Annotated in this window: 18 protein-coding genes and 1 other RNA gene; 13 read left to right on the forward strand and 6 right to left on the reverse strand. The window is 49.7% G+C overall.

Features of this window, described 5'->3' with window-relative positions; translation table 11 throughout:
* Nucleotides 1-93: 93 nt before the first annotated feature.
* From D9597_RS21845 to ydiK, 3 genes are all read right to left on the reverse strand, one after another.
* Nucleotides 94-450, reverse strand: a complete 357-nt coding sequence (locus D9597_RS21845) for a YdiL family protein (protein WP_130218933.1) — start codon at nt 448-450, stop codon at nt 94-96.
* A 134-nt stretch (nt 451-584) separates the two neighbouring features.
* Nucleotides 585-692, reverse strand: an RNA gene (rprA, locus tag D9597_RS21850) — antisense sRNA RprA.
* A 185-nt stretch (nt 693-877) separates the two neighbouring features.
* Entirely contained in the window at nt 878-1,990 is a 1,113-nt protein-coding gene (gene ydiK / locus D9597_RS21855; RefSeq protein ID WP_000248636.1) for an AI-2E family transporter YdiK, read from the reverse strand.
* A gap of 388 nt (nt 1,991-2,378) precedes the next feature.
* On the opposite strand from ydiK, the gene D9597_RS21860 reads away from it, so the two are divergent.
* The 10 genes from D9597_RS21860 (at nt 2,379) to ldtE (ending at nt 13,348) form a co-directional block, all read left to right on the forward strand.
* Nucleotides 2,379-5,435 (forward strand): FAD-binding and (Fe-S)-binding domain-containing protein, encoded by a 3,057-nt coding sequence (locus D9597_RS21860; RefSeq protein WP_130224687.1) that lies wholly within the window; start codon nt 2,379-2,381, stop codon nt 5,433-5,435.
* Nucleotides 5,432-5,842, forward strand: coding sequence for a 1,4-dihydroxy-2-naphthoyl-CoA hydrolase (menI, locus tag D9597_RS21865; RefSeq protein WP_130224689.1), 411 nt, complete (start codon nt 5,432-5,434; stop codon nt 5,840-5,842). The genes D9597_RS21860 and menI overlap by 4 nt, the downstream gene beginning before the upstream one ends.
* A 98-nt stretch (nt 5,843-5,940) precedes the next feature.
* The gene (locus tag D9597_RS21870) at nt 5,941-6,129 is read left to right on the forward strand and encodes a YdiH family protein (RefSeq protein WP_088376204.1); all 189 of its coding nucleotides are present in this window, start codon (nt 5,941-5,943) and stop codon (nt 6,127-6,129) included.
* Nucleotides 6,130-6,682: 553 nt separating this feature from the next.
* Complete coding sequence (sufA, locus tag D9597_RS21875) at nt 6,683-7,051, forward strand: Fe-S cluster assembly scaffold SufA (protein ID WP_130208234.1); 369 nt, start codon at nt 6,683-6,685, stop codon at nt 7,049-7,051.
* Nucleotides 7,052-7,059: 8 nt separating this feature from the next.
* Entirely contained in the window at nt 7,060-8,547 is a 1,488-nt protein-coding gene (gene sufB / locus D9597_RS21880) for a Fe-S cluster assembly protein SufB (protein ID WP_130224691.1), read from the forward strand.
* Between the two features lie 9 nt (nt 8,548-8,556).
* Nucleotides 8,557-9,303: a Fe-S cluster assembly ATPase SufC gene (gene sufC / locus D9597_RS21885; protein ID WP_130224693.1), complete on the forward strand. Its 747-nt coding sequence runs from the start codon at nt 8,557-8,559 to the stop codon at nt 9,301-9,303.
* Nucleotides 9,278-10,549, forward strand: coding sequence for a Fe-S cluster assembly protein SufD (gene sufD / locus D9597_RS21890; RefSeq protein ID WP_130224695.1), 1,272 nt, complete (start codon nt 9,278-9,280; stop codon nt 10,547-10,549). Before sufC ends, sufD begins: the two co-directional genes overlap by 26 nt.
* The gene (gene sufS, locus D9597_RS21895) at nt 10,546-11,766 is read left to right on the forward strand and encodes a cysteine desulfurase SufS (RefSeq protein WP_130224697.1); all 1,221 of its coding nucleotides are present in this window, start codon (nt 10,546-10,548) and stop codon (nt 11,764-11,766) included. Before sufD ends, sufS begins: the two co-directional genes overlap by 4 nt.
* Before the next feature lie 12 nt (nt 11,767-11,778).
* Complete coding sequence (sufE, locus tag D9597_RS21900) at nt 11,779-12,195, forward strand: cysteine desulfuration protein SufE (protein WP_130224699.1); 417 nt, start codon at nt 11,779-11,781, stop codon at nt 12,193-12,195.
* A 148-nt stretch (nt 12,196-12,343) separates the two neighbouring features.
* The gene (gene ldtE, locus D9597_RS21905) at nt 12,344-13,348 is read left to right on the forward strand and encodes a L,D-transpeptidase LdtE (protein ID WP_130224701.1); all 1,005 of its coding nucleotides are present in this window, start codon (nt 12,344-12,346) and stop codon (nt 13,346-13,348) included.
* A 63-nt stretch (nt 13,349-13,411) separates the two neighbouring features.
* Here ldtE and lpp read toward each other — a convergent pair whose 3' ends face one another.
* The 3 genes from lpp to D9597_RS23555 all read right to left on the reverse strand — a co-directional run bounded on the left by lpp (nt 13,412) and on the right by D9597_RS23555 (nt 15,573).
* A complete protein-coding gene (gene lpp, locus D9597_RS21910) occupies nt 13,412-13,648 on the reverse strand; it encodes a murein lipoprotein Lpp (protein WP_000648420.1) in 237 nt (78 codons plus the stop codon).
* 310 nt (nt 13,649-13,958) lie between these two features.
* Entirely contained in the window at nt 13,959-15,371 is a 1,413-nt protein-coding gene (pykF, locus tag D9597_RS21915) for a pyruvate kinase PykF (RefSeq protein ID WP_064530058.1), read from the reverse strand.
* Nucleotides 15,372-15,378: 7 nt separating this feature from the next.
* Nucleotides 15,379-15,573, reverse strand: coding sequence for a hypothetical protein (locus D9597_RS23555; protein ID WP_242664678.1), 195 nt, complete (start codon nt 15,571-15,573; stop codon nt 15,379-15,381).
* Nucleotides 15,574-15,923: 350 nt separating this feature from the next.
* Between D9597_RS23555 and fumD the strand changes: the two genes are divergently transcribed.
* The 3 genes from fumD to D9597_RS21930 all read left to right on the forward strand — a co-directional run bounded on the left by fumD (nt 15,924) and on the right by D9597_RS21930 (nt 19,342).
* A complete protein-coding gene (gene fumD, locus D9597_RS21920; RefSeq protein ID WP_000528337.1) occupies nt 15,924-16,133 on the forward strand; it encodes a fumarate hydratase FumD in 210 nt (69 codons plus the stop codon).
* Between the two features lie 459 nt (nt 16,134-16,592).
* Nucleotides 16,593-17,219 (forward strand): ferredoxin-like protein, encoded by a 627-nt coding sequence (locus D9597_RS21925; RefSeq protein WP_130224703.1) that lies wholly within the window; start codon nt 16,593-16,595, stop codon nt 17,217-17,219.
* Between the two features lie 20 nt (nt 17,220-17,239).
* Nucleotides 17,240-19,342 carry an aldehyde ferredoxin oxidoreductase gene (locus D9597_RS21930; RefSeq protein WP_130224705.1) on the forward strand — a complete coding sequence of 701 codons (2,103 nt, stop codon included), beginning with the start codon at nt 17,240-17,242 and terminating at the stop codon, nt 19,340-19,342.
* Nucleotides 19,343-19,345 lie beyond the last annotated feature (3 nt).

Raw genomic sequence — 19,345 nt, forward strand, 5'->3', positions numbered from 1 at the left:
TCTACTTAGCAATATTGCTTAAAAAGTTGCTGTTGTTATGTCAGCATCCGTTTATTATTTTTGTCATGACGTCCGTTGTATCCCGTTAAAATATCAACACAGGCGTTCAAGATCGTGCGCATATAATTCAGCTGCGACCGACTGGTAAATCTTCCAGTCAATAAAATTACCTTCTGGGTAGATACGTTGAAATGCGGTTAAATTGGGGAAAAAACGCATGGTATTGTTGCCGATGCGGTTGTTTATTTTTTCTATGATGGCGTGAAGATGCCTTTTTCTTTGCTGGCGCATTGCCAGCAGTTTTTCAACTATCTCGTCAGGAATATCCGTTTTTCCTTTCTCCCATTGTTGCCAGCTTTCACTGTCGCCCGTCAGGGCAATCCAGGTCGCGCATTCATCAATGGTCATGGCAAAAATATGGCGTAGTGCCTGGAGTTCATAAGCGTTCATCGTGTAATGGCTGCATGAAAAAAAGAATAAAATATAAATAACATTATCAGCCTGCTTACGGCTTGAAGAGAGTCACAGTATCTTGTGCAACATTATTGGAAAGAACGAGAGGCGGGGTAATGAAGCAAAAAATGTTAAAAAAAAGCCCATCGTGGGAGATGGGCAAAGACTACACACAGCAATTCGTTGTTTCACTCAGGGGATTTCCATGCTTATAAATCAATATGTTGATTTATAACCGTGAGCTAATAGTAGGCATACGGACTTTTTGCGTCGATCAGATTCGTCTCATTAGTTTAAAAACTGTAAAGGATTTGCGACAGATACTGCCAGCTGAATGGCGGTAAGCAGGAAAATACGGACTGGAGGAATGAAATATCAATTAGCAGTGATTAACAATCAGGCGGCAGAGCCGCCTGATGAGAAATTACTTATTCGGTTTCTCGATTTCGCCCAGCTCTTCGAGAATTTCCTCTGGTTGGTCAGTCGGCGGCGGGACTTCTTCAACCCACGCAGCAAACAGACGCCAGGAAACAGCCAGTAGTACCGGACCAATAAACAGACCGATCATACCGAAAGCAATCAAACCACCAATAACCCCGGAGAGGATCAGAATCAGCGGTAAATCTGCGCCCATGCGAATTAGCATTGGGCGGATGACGTTATCCAGAGTGCCAACCACACCGCTCCACACTAACAATACCGTTCCCCAGGTGGTATCGCCGGTCCAGTAGAGCCAGATAATCGCCGGAATCAACACTGGCAGCGGGCCTAGCTGAACAAGGCAGGAGAGGATCATTAATACCGTTAGCAGCGTGGCGTAAGGCACACCAGAAACGGCCAGACCGATACCGCCAAGTACAGCCTGTACTAAAGCAGTGACCACAACGCCCAGCGCCACTGCGCGGATAGCTTGTGCCGCCAGCAGAACTGCCGCATCACCACGAACGCCCGCCAGACGGGTCGCAAAATGTCGGATGCCTTGCGCCACCTGTTCACCGCGCCAGTACAACAGGGCGCTGAAGAGCAGCATTAAGGCACAATGCACCATAAAGCGCCCGATATGCGCGGCTTGCCCGACGAACCAGGTGGTAGTGGTGCCAATATAAGGACGGACTTTCGCCATAATTGCCGTGCCGCCCATATCCAGCAAATTGTGCCAGCCTGCGTACAGCTTCGCGCCAATCACCGGAATGGTATTAAGCCACGCTAAATCCGGTAATGTCATATCGCCACTGGAGATGGCCTTAATTAACGGGCCACTGCCGTCGACGATACTGTTAACCAGTAAGGCGATAGGGATGATAAACACCATCACCAGGAGCAACGTCATTACCAGAACGGCGAGAGAGCGGCGGCCAAACATGATCTTTTGCAAACGTAACAATACCGGCCAGGTGGCGATAACCACCGTACCGGCCCATGCGAAGCCGAGAATAAAGGGTTGAACGATCCACAGACATGCCACAATCATGATGGCTAAAAACAGCACCGAAAGCAGAATTTGTGCGACATCCCTGGGCTGACGAACATTTACCATAACTACTTTTCACCTTTTTTGTGCGTCAAATCGTCGACGCGACGTGAACACGCGAAACTCACCTGCATAATGATGAGCAATTTCAGCGGTTTTTAACAGGCCGATTCTGCCCTTAATTCTGATGGGCGTGTTAGAAAAAAATGTGGTACAACAACTCAGGTAACACGCAAACGATTTACTCGTCGTATTTCAAGTGGCATGTGCTGCGGCTACGTTCGTTCACCCCAGTCACTTACTTTTGTAAGCTCCTGGAGTTCACTCGCTTGCCGCCTTCCTGCAACTCGAAATCCATAGAGTAAACAAACATCACCTTTCAGTGCGCTATTGCAGCAGCCTGAAAGAACAGTGTATCGACCTACATCACAGACCGCAGGAAAGGGTCAATATAATGATTCCACAGATTTCCCAGGCACCCGGCGTCGTTCAACTGGTGCTTAATTTTTTGCAAGAGCTGGAGCAACAAGGTTTTACCGGCGATACGGCGACAAGTTATGCCGATCGTCTGACAATGTCGACCGACAACAGTATTTACCAACTTCTCCCCGATGCGGTGGTATTTCCGCGTTCAACCGCAGATGTGGCGCTGATCGCCCGTCTTGCCGCCCAGGAACGCTATACATCGCTGATCTTTACCCCCCGCGGCGGCGGCACCGGCACTAACGGTCAGGCGCTCAACCAGGGGATTATTGTTGATATGTCCCGCCATATGAACCGCATCATCGAAATTAACCCTGAAGAGGGCTGGGTGCGCGTTGAGGCCGGGGTGATAAAAGACCAACTCAATCAGTACCTGAAACCGTTCGGCTACTTTTTTGCACCAGAACTTTCGACCAGCAACCGGGCAACGCTCGGCGGGATGATCAATACCGATGCATCAGGTCAGGGATCGCTGGTCTATGGCAAAACGTCAGATCACGTGTTGGGCGTGCGGGCGGTGTTGTTGGGGGGCGATATTCTCGATACGCAACCTTTACCCGTCGAACTTGCTGAAACGCTGGGTAAAACCAATACCACGATTGGGCGGATCTACAACACTGTCTATCAACGTTGCCGTCAGCAACGCCAGTTAATCATCGACAAATTCCCCAAACTTAACCGTTTTCTTACCGGTTACGATCTGCGTCATGTCTTTAACGATGAAATGACCGAGTTCGACCTGACGCGCATTCTGACCGGATCAGAAGGGACGCTGGCCTTTATTACCGAAGCGCGGCTGGATATTACGCGCTTGCCTAAAGTGCGCCGTCTGGTGAACGTCAAATATGACTCTTTTGACTCCGCGCTACGTAATGCGCCGTTTATGGTTGAGGCGCGTGCGCTTTCGGTAGAGACGGTAGACTCAAAAGTGCTGAATCTGGCGCGGGAAGATATTGTCTGGCATTCCGTCAGCGAACTGATTACCAATGTGCCAGACAAAGAGATGCTCGGGCTGAACATTGTTGAATTTGCCGGAGATGATGAGGCGCTGATTGACGAGCGGGTAAATTCACTCTGTGCGCGGCTGGATGAACTGATTGCCAGCCAGCAGGCAGGGGTGATCGGCTGGCAGGTGTGCAGTGAGCTGGCAGGTGTTGAACGTATTTATGCAATGCGCAAAAAAGCCGTCGGCCTGCTCGGCAATGCCAAAGGTGCAGCCAAACCGATTCCATTTGCCGAAGATACCTGCGTGCCGCCGGAACATCTGGCAGATTATATTGCTGAATTTCGCGCACTGCTCGACAGCCACGGTTTAAGCTACGGTATGTTTGGCCACGTTGACGCTGGTGTTTTGCACGTCCGTCCGGCGCTGGATATGTGCGATCCGCAACAAGAGATGTTGATGAAGCAAATCTCTGATGACGTGGTGGCGCTGACTGCAAAATACGGTGGCTTGTTATGGGGCGAGCACGGTAAAGGTTTTCGTGCCGAATACAGTCCGGCGTTTTTCGGTGAGGAGCTTTTCGCAGAACTGCGTAAGGTTAAAGCGGCGTTTGATCCGCATAACCGACTAAATCCAGGGAAAATCTGCCCACCAGAAGGTATTGACGCGCCAATGATGAAAGTGGACGCGGTAAAGCGTGGCACGTATGACCGACAAATCCCCATCGCGGTACGCCAGCAGTGGCGCGGCGCTATGGAATGCAATGGCAACGGTTTGTGCTTCAACTTTGATGCCCGCAGCCCGATGTGTCCGTCAATGAAGATAACTCAGAACCGGATTCATTCCCCGAAAGGGCGTGCGACGCTGGTGCGTGAATGGTTACGTTTGCTGGCGGATCGCGGCGTTGATCCTCTAAAACTGGAGCAAGAGCTGCCAGAGTCTGGCGTCAGCTTGCGCACGTTAATTGCCCGTATGCGCAATAGCTGGCATGCAAATAAAGGCGAATATGACTTCTCGCACGAAGTCAAAGAGGCAATGTCGGGCTGCCTGGCCTGTAAAGCGTGTTCGACTCAGTGTCCGATCAAAATTGACGTACCGGAGTTTCGCTCTCGTTTCTTGCAACTCTATCACACGCGTTATCTACGCCCATTGCGCGATCATCTGGTGGCAACGGTCGAAAGTTACGCACCGCTGATGGCGCGTGCGCCAAAGACTTTTAACTTCTTCATTAACCAGCCGCTGGTGCGCAAACTCTCGGAAAAACACATCGGTATGGTCGATTTGCCGCTGCTTTCAGTGCCGTCGCTGCAACAACAAATGGTGGGGCATCGCTCGGCAAACATGACGCTGGAACAGCTTGAAGCGCTCAGTTCAGAACAGAAAGCACGCACGGTGCTGGTAGTGCAGGATCCTTTCACCAGTTATTACGATGCGCAGGTGGTGGCGGATTTTGTTCGTTTGGTCGAAAAATTAGGTTTCCAGCCGGTGCTGTTGCCATTCTCACCGAATGGTAAAGCGCAGCATATCAAAGGCTTTCTTAATCGTTTTGCGAAGACGGCGAAAAAAACGGCGGATTTCCTTAACCGCATGGCGAAACTGGGTATGCCAATGGTGGGTGTCGATCCGGCGCTGGTACTTTGTTATCGCGATGAATATAAACTGGCTCTGGGCGAGGCGCGTGGCGAGTTTAACGTCTTACTGGCGAATGAATGGCTGGCAAGCGCGCTTCAGTCACAGCCAGTGACAGCAGTCAGCGGTGAATCATGGTATTTCTTTGGTCACTGTACTGAAGTTACCGCCTTGCCGGGGGCGCCAGCACAATGGGCCGCGATATTTGCCCGTTTTGGCGCGAAACTGGAAAATGTCAGCGTGGGTTGCTGCGGCATGGCAGGGACTTACGGACATGAGGCGAAAAACCATAAAAACTCGCTCGGGATCTATGAGTTATCCTGGCATCAGGCAATGCAGCGTCTACCGCGTAATCGCTGTCTGGCAACCGGGTATTCTTGCCGCAGCCAGGTTAAACGGGTTGAAGGGACGGGGGTACGCCATCCCGTGCAGGCATTACTGGAGATTATTAAATGATATGGAAACGTAAAATCACCCTGGAAGCACTGAATGCTATGGGTGAAGGAAACATGGTGGGGTTGCTGGATATTCGCTTTGAACATATTGGTGATGACACCCTTGAAGCGACAATGCCAGTAGACTCGCGGACAAAGCAGCCTTTTGGGCTGCTACATGGCGGGGCGTCCGTAGTATTGGCTGAGAGTATCGGCTCCGTTGCCGGTTATTTATGTACCGAAGGCGAGCAAAAAGTGGTTGGCCTGGAAGTCAATGCTAACCATGTTCGCTCAGCACGAGAAGGGCGGGTACGCGGCGTTTGTAAACCGCTGCATCTCGGTTCACGGCATCAGGTCTGGCAGATCGAAATCTTCGATGAGAAAGGGCGTTTGTGTTGTTCATCACGATTGACGACCGCCATTTTGTGACGTTGTCACCAGAAAAGTGTGATGCATATTGCTTTTGGTTATTATCTGCGCAGTAAACGGTGGTATACTGTGCAGGTCTTGTCTAAAGCGAGGATGCTATGTCTACTCAACTTAATCCCACCCAGCTGGCCATCGAATTTTTACGCCGTGACCAAAGCAATCTTTCACCCGCTCAATATCTCAAGCGTCTGAAACAACTCGAACTTGAATTTGCTGACCTGCTTACCCTCTCTTCTACGGAGCTGAAAGAAGAAATCTACTTCGCCTGGCGTCTGGGCGTGCATTAATCCCTACTGAACATAGTCTGAACGCCCATCGACCTGGATTAACATCTGTCCAGGTCTGACGATTATTTTCTGACCGCCCTCCCGTTGTTACCTGCCTGATATTGTTCAAAAATAATACAAATCGCAGTTTGTGTTAAAACGGCGACGTAGTCTTATGAGATTATTCTTATCGCCCCTTCAAGAGCTAAGCCACTATGAGTGCCGGAGATAAGCGCCGGATGGGGTAGAAGCCCTTAAGCCTGTGATGCACAGACTTAAGGGTTTTCTTATTTCTGAACTCGCCACTTTTTTACCTATCTCTTAAATAGTCATTTTCGATACAACTTTTTCTTTTCCATCACAGCCTTAACGCCAGTGCGATAATAATCATTATCTAACAATGAGATACCTAATTCTTAGCATGCCTGTTAACCCTCTCATCAGGGTCTATGCTTATTAAATACAGGCAAAAAGCATGTTTTACGCTAAAGCCCCTGCGTTTGCTGGGTTGAACTGATAATCATTATCACTAACATGCTGTTATCCGCTGAAAGCGATGAAGTGAGGTAAATCGATGGACATGCATTCAGGAACGTTTAATCCACAGGATTTCGCCTGGCAAGGCTTAACGTTAACACCCGCAGCCGCGGCGCATATACGTGAGTTAGTCGCGAAGCAGTCGGGCATGGTTGGCGTGCGTTTAGGCGTCAAACAAACAGGCTGCGCGGGCTTTGGCTATGTGCTCGACAGCGTCAGCGAGCCAGAGAAAGATGATCTGCAGTTTGAACTCGACGGCGCGAAGCTGTTCGTCCCGCTGCAAGCGATGCCGTTTATTGATGGCACGGAAGTCGATTTCGTTCGCGAAGGACTCAATCAGATATTCAAATTTCACAACCCGAAAGCCCAGAATGAATGTGGCTGTGGCGAAAGCTTTGGGGTATAGGCGGTACTATGTCTCGTAATACTGAAGCAACTGACGATGTCAAAACATGGACCGGCGGCCCGCTGAATTATAAAGAAGGATTCTTCACCCAGTTAGCCACCGATGAGCTGGCAAAGGGGATAAACGAAGAGGTGGTGCGCGCAATTTCGGCGAAGCGTAATGAGCCGGAGTGGATGCTGGAGTTTCGTCTTAACGCCTATTGCGCATGGCTGGAGATGGAAGAGCCGCACTGGCTGAAAGCGCACTACGACAAGCTGAATTATCAGGATTACAGCTATTATTCGGCACCGTCGTGCGGTAATTGTGACGATACCTGTGCGTCTGAACCCGGCGCGGTGCAGCAAACTGGCGCGAACGCCTTTTTAAGTAAAGAGGTGGAGGCGGCGTTTGAGCAGCTAGGCGTTCCCGTGCGGGAAGGCAAAGAGGTGGCGGTGGATGCCATTTTCGACTCTGTTTCGGTTGCCACCACTTATCGCGAAAAACTGGCGGAGCAGGGAATTATCTTCTGTTCCTTTGGCGAGGCGATTCACGATCACCCAGAACTGGTGAAGAAATATCTCGGCACTGTGGTACCCGGGAATGACAACTTCTTTGCCGCGCTTAATGCGGCAGTGGCCTCTGACGGTACGTTTATTTATGTGCCTAAAGGCGTGCGCTGCCCGATGGAGCTCTCCACCTATTTCCGCATTAACGCGGAAAAAACCGGGCAGTTTGAGCGCACCATTCTGGTGGCCGATGAAGACAGCTACGTCAGCTACATTGAAGGCTGTTCCGCTCCGGTGCGTGACAGCTATCAGTTACACGCGGCGGTGGTGGAAGTCATCATCCATAAAAACGCCGAGGTGAAATATTCCACGGTACAAAACTGGTTCCCTGGTGATAACAACACTGGCGGTATTCTCAACTTCGTCACCAAGCGAGCCTTGTGCGAAGGCGAAAACAGCAAAATGTCGTGGACGCAATCAGAAACCGGTTCAGCCATTACGTGGAAATATCCCAGCTGCATTCTGCGCGGCGATAACTCCATTGGTGAGTTTTACTCAGTGGCACTGACCAGCGGCCATCAGCAGGCGGATACCGGCACCAAGATGATCCACATTGGTAAAAACACCAAATCAACCATTATCTCGAAAGGGATCTCTGCCGGACACAGCCAGAACAGTTATCGCGGGTTAGTGAAAATCATGCCGACGGCGACAAATGCGCGCAATTTCACTCAGTGCGATTCAATGCTGATTGGCGCTAATTGTGGGGCGCATACCTTCCCGTATGTCGAATGTCGCAATAACAGCGCACAACTGGAGCACGAGGCAACGACATCACGTATTGGTGAAGATCAACTGTTTTACTGCCTGCAACGCGGGATCAGCGAAGAAGACGCCATCTCGATGATTGTTAACGGCTTCTGCAAAGACGTGTTCTCGGAACTGCCGCTGGAATTTGCCGTTGAAGCACAAAAACTCCTCGCCATCAGTCTTGAACACAGCGTCGGATAAGGAATAAACATGTTAAGTATTAAAGATTTACACGTCAGCGTGGAAGATAAAGCTATCCTGCGCGGATTAAGCCTCGACGTTCGTCCCGGTGAAGTTCACGCCATTATGGGGCCAAACGGTTCGGGTAAAAGTACCTTATCGGCAACGCTTGCCGGGCGCGAAGATTATGAAGTGACGGGCGGCACGGTTGAGTTTAAAGGCAAAGATTTGCTTGCGCTGTCGCCGGAAGATCGTGCAGGTGAAGGCATTTTTATGGCCTTCCAGTATCCGGTGGAAATTCCCGGCGTCAGTAACCAGTTTTTCCTGCAAACGGCACTTAATGCGGTGCGCAGCTATCGCGGCCAGGAAACGCTCGACCGCTTTGATTTTCAGGATTTGATGGAAGAAAAAATTGCTCTCCTGAAGATGCCGGAAGATTTACTCACGCGTTCGGTCAACGTTGGTTTTTCTGGTGGTGAGAAAAAGCGCAACGATATTTTGCAAATGGCGGTGCTGGAACCGGAACTGTGCATTCTTGATGAGTCGGACTCCGGGCTCGATATCGACGCATTAAAAGTGGTTGCCGATGGCGTGAACTCGCTGGGTGATGGCAAGCGTTCATTCATCATTGTTACGCACTACCAACGCATTCTTGACTATATCAAGCCTGATTACGTCCATGTTCTGTATCAGGGGCGAATTGTGAAATCCGGTGATTTCACGTTGGTCAAGCAACTGGAGGAGCAGGGTTATGGCTGGCTTACCGAACAGCAGTAATGCGCTGCAACAGTGGCATCATTTGTTTGAAGCTGAAGGGGCGAAACGTTCTCCAGAAGCACAGCAGCATTTACAACAATTGCTGCGTACCGGGCTGCCGACACGTAAACATGAGCACTGGAAATATACGCCGCTGGAAGGGCTGACCAATAGCCAGTTTGTCAGCATTGCGGGTGAGATATCCCCGCAACAACGCGATGCCTTAGCGTTAACGTTAGACGCCGTGCGGCTGGTGTTTGTCGATGGACGTTACATGCCTGCGCTGAGCGATGCAACTGAAGGCAGCGGATATGAAGTGAGCATTAATGACGACCGTCAGGGGTTACCCGACGCTATTCAGGCGGAAGTGTTTCTGCATTTGACGGAAAGCCTGGCCCAAAGCGTGACGCATATCGCCGTGAAGCGCGGTCAACGGCCTGCAAAGCCATTGCTGTTAATGCATATTACCCAGGGCGTGGCAGGTGAAGAGGTAAACACTGCCCATTACCGGCATCATCTGGATCTGGCGGAAGGTGCCGAAGCAACGGTGATTGAACATTTTGTCAGTCTTAATGATGCTCGTCATTTCACTGGCGCACGGTTCACTATCAACGTCGCAGCGAACGCCCACTTGCAGCATATCAAGCTGGCGTTTGAAAACCCGGTCAGCCACCACTTTGCGCATAATGACTTGCTGCTGGCAGACGATGCCACGGCATTTAGCCACAGTTTCCTGCTTGGCGGCGCCGTGTTACGACACAATACCAGTACGCAACTCAATGGCGAAAACAGCACGCTGCGCATCAATAGCCTGGCGATGCCGGTGAAAAACGAAGTGTTTGATACCCGCACCTGGCTGGAACACAATAAAGGTTTTTGCAATAGCCGCCAGCTGCACAAAACTATCGTCAGCGACAAAGGTCGCGCGGTGTTTAACGGTTTGATCAACGTCGCGCAGCACGCCATCAAGACTGACGGCCAGATGACCAACAATAATCTGCTGATGGGTAAACTGGCGGAAGTGGATACCAAACCACAGCTGGAAATCTATGCTGATGATGTGAAATGCAGCCACGGTGCGACGGTGGGGCGTATTGATAACGAACAGATGTTCTATCTGCGTTCGCGCGGGATCAATCAGCAGGATGCCCAGCAGATGATCATTTACGCCTTTGCCGCCGAACTGACGGAAGCACTGCGTGATGAAGGGCTTAAACAGCAGGTGCTGGCCCGAATCGGTCAACGACTGCCGGGAGGTGCAAGATGACTTTTTCCGTCGACAAAGTGCGGGCCGATTTTCCGGTGCTTTCGCGTGAAGTGAACGGTCTGCCACTGGCTTATCTCGACAGCGCCGCCAGTGCGCAGAAACCTAGCCAGGTGATTGACGCCGAGGCCGAGTTTTATCGTCACGGCTACGCGGCGGTGCATCGCGGTATTCATACGTTAAGCGCCCAGGCGACCGAGAAAATGGAAAACGTGCGCAAGCGGGCATCGCTGTTTATTAATGCCCGTTCGGCGGAAGAGCTGGTGTTCGTCCGCGGCACGACGGAAGGGATCAATCTGGTCGCCAATAGCTGGGGCAACAGCAATGTGCGGACGGGCGATAACATCATCATTAGTCAGATGGAGCACCACGCTAACATTGTTCCCTGGCAAATGCTTTGCGCCCGTGTTGGCGCAGAGCTGCGTGTAATCCCTCTCAACCCAGACGGTACGCTGCAACTGGAGACGCTGCCTACGCTGTTTGATGAGAAAACCCGACTGTTGGCAATTACTCACGTGTCTAATGTGCTGGGGACGGAAAATCCGCTGGCGGAGATGATCACGCTTGCGCACCAACATGGCGCAAAAGTGCTGGTGGATGGCGCTCAGGCGGTGATGCATCATCCGGTGGATGTTCAGGCACTGGATTGCGATTTCTACGTTTTCTCCGGGCATAAACTGTATGGCCCCACCGGCATTGGCGTGCTGTATGTCAAAGAAGCCTTGTTGCAGGAGATGCCGCCGTGGGAAGGTGGCGGTTCAATGATCGCCACCGTCAGCCTGAGTGAAGGCACTACCTGGACCAAAGCGCCGTGGCGGTTTGAAGCCGGTACGCCCAATACCGGAGGTATTATTGGCCTTGGCGCGGCGCTGGAGTATGTTTCGGCGCTTGGGCTTAATAACATAGCCGAGTATGAACAGAATCTGATGCATTACGCATTGTCGCAGTTGGCTGCGGTGCCGGATCTTACGCTCTATGGTCCGCCGGACAGACTTGGCGTTATTGCCTTTAATCTCGGTAAACACCACGCCTATGACGTCGGCAGTTTTCTTGATAACTACGGTATTGCTGTGCGTACCGGACATCACTGCGCAATGCCATTAATGGCCTATTACAACGTACCCGCGATGTGTCGGGCGTCGCTGGCAATGTACAACACCCATGAAGAAGTGGATCGTCTGGTAACTGGATTGCAACGTATTCATCGTCTACTGGGGTAAAAGGGAGGCTCTATGGCTGTATTGCCGGATAAAGAAAAATTGCTGCGTAACTTTTTACGCTGCACCAACTGGGAAGAGAAATATCTCTACATTATTGAACTGGGACAGCGTCTGCCGGAATTAGGCGACGAAGACAGAAGCCCGCAAAATAGTATTCAGGGATGCCAGAGTCAGGTATGGATTGTAATGCGCCAGAATGCGCAGGGAATTATTGAATTGCAGGGCGACAGCGATGCGGCCATTGTGAAAGGGCTTATTGCGGTCGTTTTTATTCTCTACGATCAAATGACGCCGCAGGATATTGTCCATTTCGATGTGCGTCCGTGGTTTGAAAAAATGGCGCTCACCCAACATCTCACCCCATCACGTTCACAAGGTCTGGAAGCGATGATTCGCGCAATTCGCGCCAAAGCCGCTGCACTTAGCTAAACTAAAGGAACAGCTTTCATCCGGTAGGCTCACTTTGCCGGGTGGTCGATGTTTACACTGGCCTGCACAGGAGTGTTTCGGTTTCAGGTAAACATAAGCGCCATCCGTCGTTTCAGCGTGAGCCACCGGCAAATACAGGAGGTTTACAATGAAACGCGCGTCTTTACTAACACTGACTCTTATCGGCGCTTTCAGCGCCATTCAGGCAGCCTGGGCGGTAGATTACCCGCTCCCACCAACCGGAAGCCGACTGGTTGGGCAAAATCAAACCTATACGGTGCAAGAGGGGGATAAAAACCTTCAGGCTATTGCCCGTCGTTTTGATACTGCGGCAATGTTGATCCTTGAAGCCAATAACACAATTGCTCCGGTGCCAAAACCAGGCACGACAATAACCATTCCTTCGCAACTGTTATTACCTGATGCACCGCGCCAGGGGATAATTGTGAACCTTGCGGAACTGCGTCTTTATTATTATCCGCCGGGAGAAAATATCGTGCAGGTCTACCCGATAGGCATTGGCTTGCAGGGGCTGGAAACGCCAGTGATGGAAACACGGGTAGGGCAGAAAATCCCCAATCCTACCTGGACGCCCACGGCGGGTATTCGTCAGCGTTCACTGGAGCGAGGCATCAAATTACCGCCAGTTGTTCCAGCCGGGCCGAATAACCCTCTGGGACGCTATGCACTGCGCCTGGCGCACGGCAACGGCGAATACCTCATTCATGGCACCAGTGCGCCGGACAGCGTCGGTTTGCGCGTCAGTTCAGGCTGTATGCGTATGAACGCGCCGGACATTAAAGCACTGTTCTCCAGTGTGAGAACGGGAACGCCGGTAAGAGTGATCAACGAACCGGTAAAATACTCTGTAGAACCGAACGGGATGCGTTATGTTGAAGTGCATCGACCGTTATCGGCAGAAGAACAGCAGAACGTTCAGACAATGCCGTACGCACTGCCTGCAGGCTTCACGCAATTTAAAGACAATAAGGCTGTAGATCAGAAGTTAGTCGATAAAGCATTGTATCGTCGGGCAGGGTATCCGGTTGCGGTAAGCAGTGGAACAACTCCAGTAGCCAGCAATGCGTCTGCAGTAGAGTCAGCGCAGAATGGTGAACCAGAGCAAGGAAATATGTTACGCGCGACGCAATAGGCGTAATGAGCAGGCAAAAAAAATGGCGCACAATGTGCGCCATTTTTCACTTCACAGGTACTATTACTTGCGGTATTTAGTAGCCATGTTGTCCAGACGCTGGTTAGCACGAGCTGCGTCATCTTTAGCAGCCTGAACGTCGGAACGCATTGCGTTCACGTCGTTGCTCAGCTGGTCAACTTTAGCGTTCAGAGTCTGAACGTCAGAAGACAGCTGATCGATTTTAGCGTTGCTGGAGCAACCTGCCAGCAGAGTAGAACCCAGGATTACCGCGCCCAGTACCAGTTTAGTAGCTTTCATTATTAATACCCTCTAGATTGAGTTAATCTCCATGTAGCGTTACAAGTATTACACAAAGTTTTTTATGTTGAGAATATTTTTTTGATGGGAAGGCACTTATTTTTGATCGTTCGCTCAAAGAAACATCGAACGCTTGGTTTTAGATAAAAAAAATGAGAGAAAACAGGATGGTTCCATCGGATTCATCTTAGATAAAGTGAGATTATATAGTGAAATCCGATTTGATTTTTTATTGCTTCTGGTTATCGATTAAATAAAAAAAGCGCCCATCAGGGCGCTTCGATATACAAATTAATTCACAAAAGCAATATTACAGGACGTGAACAGATGCGGTGTTAGTCGTGCCGCTCGGTACCAGCGCGCCAGAAACCATGACTACGACGTCGCCTTTGTGCGCCAGACCGCTCTGCAGCGCCAGTTCTTTACCCAGACGATAGAAATCATCAGTAGAGGTAATTTCTTTAACCAGCTGCGGTACAACGCCTTTGCTCAGTACCAGCTGATGAGCCGTTTTTTCGTTGGTGGTCAGCGCCAGAATGGTTGCATCCGGGAAGTATTTACGTACTGCACGAGCAGATTTACCGCCCTGGGTCGCTACGACGATCAGCGGAGCATCCAGTTTTTCAGCAGTTTCAACTGCGCCACGGCAAACTGCTTCGGTGATACGCAGTTTACGGTTGTCGTTGTTGAACTCGAGACGGCTGTTCATCACGCGGTCGGTACGTTCGCAGATGGTCGCCATGATAGAAACAGCTTCCAGCGGATATTTACCTTTTGCGGATTCACCAGACAGCATTACTGCGTCGGTGCCGTCGAGAATGGCGTTGGCTACGTCACCGGCTTCTGCGCGAGTCGGACGTGGGTTTTTGATCATGGAATCCAGCATCTGGGTCGCAGTGATAACGACTTTACGTGCACGGATACATTTTTCGATCATCATCTTCTGGGCGAAGATAACTTCTTCAACCGGAATTTCTACACCCAGGTCGCCACGTGCAACCATGATGCCATCAGATGCTTCGAGGATTTCGTCGAAGTTATTGAGGCCTTCCTGGTTTTCGATTTTGGAGATGATTTGGATGTTTTCGCCGCCGTGCGCTTTCAGGTGCTCACGGATTTCGACAACGTCAGAACGTTTACGGATAAAGGAAGCAGCAACAAAGTCTACGCCTTGTTCGCAACCGAAGATCAGGTCCTGTTTGTCTTTTTCTGCCAGTGCCGGCAGGGCGATGGAAACGCCAGGCAGGTTCACACCTTTGTTCTCGCCCAGGTCACCGTTGTTCAGTACTTTACAGATAACTTTGTTACCTTCGATAGCGGTAACTTCCATACCGATCAGACCATCGTCAACCAGTACGGTGTTGCCGACGGACAGGTCGGTAGTGAAACCTTCATAAGTTACCGCAACCATTTCGCTGTTGCCGATAACAGATTTGTCAGTGGTGAAAGTAAAGGTCTGGCCTGCTTTCAGGGAAACGTCGTTACCGCCTTCCAGTTTCATGGTGCGGATTTCCGGACCTTTGGTATCGAGCAGGATAGCGGCAGTTTTACCGGTTTTGCTCATCACGTTGCGCAGGTTCTGAATGCGCTGACCGTGTTCTGCATAGTCACCATGAGAGAAGTTCAGACGCATGACGTTCATGCCCGCGTCCAGCATTTTAGCTAACATCTCTTCAGATTCGGTTTTTGGGCCGATGGTGCAAACAATTTTGGTCTTTTTCATGACAGTCTTAGTCTTTAAGTTGAGAAGGATAGGAGAAACTTGCTTTCTGGGCGCACTGCCGGAAAGCGAATCCGGTATTACGAAAGTGATGGTGCCTCGCTCTAAGGATAGGTGACATCGAAAAAGCGTGCAGAGGAATGTGTGCTTGTGTCTCAGCCCAACGTGAGTGCCTGTTTTTGAGTCGTTGAGTTCTACAGTCCAAAGTGCTGAAACCATTCAAGAGTCAATTGGCGCGGATTATACGCTGAATTTAATCAAAAAGGAAAACAAAAACAGCGTTTCAAAAACATTCATGCATATACACAATAAACTGTTATCAAAGATTTAACGTCCTCGATAGCAGATTACGCAAAATCATCGCTGTTTGCGCAACGGGAAGGCGATGGCTGGAAGGCGGAGGATGACAGGAGTAAAGACAGAGTGCATACCCTCGTGACACAACAGATGCAATTATAATAATTTATCGAGTTATTTGTTTGATTTTGTTTGTTTTTTGTTTAAGTAATGAGATTGATATATGCTGATAACTGGCATGATAAATGGGTGTGAATAATGGGCAACCGGACAAAAGATGATGAACTGTACCGCGAAATGTGCAGAGTGGTAGGGAAAGTGGTGTTGGAGATGCGTGACCTGGGCCAGGAGCCAAAACACATCGTCATCGCTGGTGTGCTGCGTACAGCTTTAGCAAATAAACGTATCCAACGCAGCGAATTAGAAAAGCAGGCGATGGAAACAGTCATTAATGCACTGGTGAAATAATTGTTCGGGGATAGCGCGTAACGCCTTATCCCCTCTGTTTTATTATATCGTCACATGTAAGTTTATTTTTATAAATGGATGTAAGGCAACCATATTAATTGCGATATGTATTTAATTTTATAGCGAATTAACTATTTCTATATTCTGGAATGTATATCACAAATTATTGTAGAGTAAATGAAATTCATTTCAAATGATAACAAATATCACTCCGCTTTTAATCTCCTGCTTTCCGTTTTTAATTGATAACGATCAATGTTAAGGGCTAAGAATAATCACATTATTTTTTCTCCTAACCATAAAGGATTAGTTTGCTTGCGTTAAATCATGTCTCATACGCTATCGGGTTAGGACAAAAATATCTGGTGTTGGAGGCATAGTCAGCAGCGTATTAGTTGAATGCTTAATATCAGGCTGCTGAATTGTCAGCACTGTGTTTGCGAAGAGGATGCGAAATAAATGAACCCGGTTGAACGTCCACTATTAGATATTGGCTTAACGCGATTAGAGTTCTTGCGTATATCAGGAAAAGGTCTTGCTGGTTTAACAATAGCCCCTGCGTTATTGTCACTTTTGGGCTGTAAACAGGAAGAGGTCGATAGCGGCACGGTGGGGCTGATAAACACGCCCAAAGGCGTGTTAGTTACCCAGCGTGCGCGTTGCACCGGCTGCCACCGCTGTGAAATCTCCTGTACCAACTATAACGATGGCGCCGTTGGTACTTTTTTCTCCCGCATCAAAATCCATCGTAATTATTTCTTTGGCGACAAGGGCGTAGGTTCCGGTGGCGGCTTATACGGCGATCTGAATTATACCGCCGACACCTGCCGCCAGTGTAAAGATCCTCAATGCCTGAACGTCTGCCCGATTGGCGCGATTACCTGGCAGCAGGAAGAGGGATGTATAACCGTCGATCATAAACGTTGCATTGGTTGTAGCGCCTGTACTACGGCATGCCCGTGGATGATGGCCACCGTAAATACTGAAACTAAAAAATCCTCGAAATGTGTGTTGTGCGGTGAATGCGCAAACGCCTGCCCGACAGGGGCGTTAAAAATTATCGAGTGGAAAGATATTACTGTGTGAATCTTGCAAAGGAAAAAATCATGGCTAACGGTTGGACTGGTAATATATTAAGAGTCAATCTTACGACAGGAAATATTACCCTCGAAGATTCCAGTAAGTTTAAAGATTTTGTCGGTGGTATGGGCTTTGGCTACAAAATTATGTATGACGAAGTACCTCCAGGCACCAAACCTTTCGATGAAGCAAATAAATTAGTTTTTGCTACGGGGCCGTTGACAGGGTCTGGTGCACCCTGTAGTTCTCGCGTAAATATCACATCACTTTCCACATTTACCAAAGGAAATTTAGTCGTCGACGCCCATATGGGCGGCTTTTTTGCTGCACAAATGAAATTCGCCGGATACGACGTCATTATTATCGAGGGTAAAGCGAAATCACCGGTCTGGCTAAATATAAAAGATGACAAAGTTAGCCTGGAGAAAGCCGATTTCTTGTGGGGGAAAGGGACGCGTGCAACCACGGAAGAAATTTGCCGTTTAACCAGCCCTGAAACCTGTGTAGCGGCTATTGGTCAGGCGGGTGAAAATCTTGTGCCTCTCTCTGGCATGCTGAATAGTCGTAACCACAGTGGCGGCGCGGGAACTGGCGCAATAATGGGCTCCAAAAACCTGAAAGCGATTGCGGTTGAAGGGACAAAAGGAGTCAACATTGCCGATCGCCAGGAGATGAAACGGCTCAATGACTATATGATGACCGAACTTATTGGCGCTAATAACAATCATGTCGTGCCAAGTACGCCGCAATCGTGGGCAGAGTACTCTGATCCCAAGTCGCGCTGGACAGCTCGTAAAGGGCTGTTTTGGGGCGCAGCGGAAGGCGGCCCGATTGAAACAGGAGAAATCCCGCCAGGCAATCAGAACACGGTCGGTTTCCGCACCTATAAATCCGTCTTTGACTTAGGTCCTGCAGCAGAAAAATACACCGTCAAAATGAGTGGCTGCCACTCATGCCCAATTCGTTGTATGACCCAGATGAACATTCCTCGGGTTAAAGAGTTTGGTGTACCCAGTACAGGTGGTAACACCTGTGTCGCTAACTTTGTCCATACCACCATCTTCCCGAACGGGCCGAAAGATTTTGAAGATAAAGATGATGGCCGGGTAATTGGTAATCTGGTCGGTCTGAATCTGTTCGATGACTACGGGCTGTGGTGTAACTACGGGCAGTTGCATCGCGACTTTACCTATTGTTACAGCAAAGGTGTGTTTAAGCGCGTTCTGCCTGCTGAAGAGTATGCGGAAATTCGTTGGGATCAACTGGAAGCTGGCGACGTTAATTTCATTAAAGATTTTTACTACCGTCTGGCGCACCGCGTGGGTGAGTTGAGTCACCTGGCTGATGGCTCGTATGCCATTGCTGAACGCTGGAATTTGGGTGAAGAGTACTGGGGCTACGCAAAAAATAAACTCTGGTCGCCGTTTGGTTATCCGGTTCACCATGCCAATGAAGCATCGGCACAGGTCGGCTCTATCGTTAACTGCATGTTCAACCGTGACTGTATGACGCATACGCACATCAACTTTATCGGCTCCGGTTTGCCGTTGAAACTGCAGCGTGAAGTGGCAAAAGAGCTTTTTGGCTCTGAAGATGCTTACGATGAAACCAAAAACTACACGCCGATCAATGACGCAAAAATTAAATATGCCAAATGGTCGCTGTTGCGGGTTTGTTTGCATAACGCCGTCACCCTGTGCAACTGGGTCTGGCCAATGACCGTTTCGCCACTGAAAAGCCGCAATTATCGTGGCGACCTTGCGCTAGAAGCCAAATTCTTTAAAGCAATCACTGGCGAAGATATGACGCAGGAAAAATTAGATTTAGCTGCTGAGCGTATCTTTACGTTACATCGTGCCTACACGGTAAAACTGATGCAAACCAAAGATATGCGCAATGAGCATGACCTGATCTGTTCCTGGGTATTTGATAAAGATCCGCAGATTCCGGTCTTCAGTGAAGGTACTGACAAAATGGACCGCGATGATATGCACCAGTCACTCACGCTTTTCTACAAGGAAATGGGCTGGGACCCACAGCTTGGTTGTCCAACGCGAGAAACGCTTCATCGACTCGGGCTGGAAGATATTGCCGCCGATCTGGCGACACATAACCTGCTACCAGCATAAGGA

Origin of the sequence: Escherichia sp. E13S3, assembly GCF_004212325.1 — a bacterium.
Classification (GTDB): domain Bacteria; phylum Pseudomonadota; class Gammaproteobacteria; order Enterobacterales; family Enterobacteriaceae; genus Escherichia.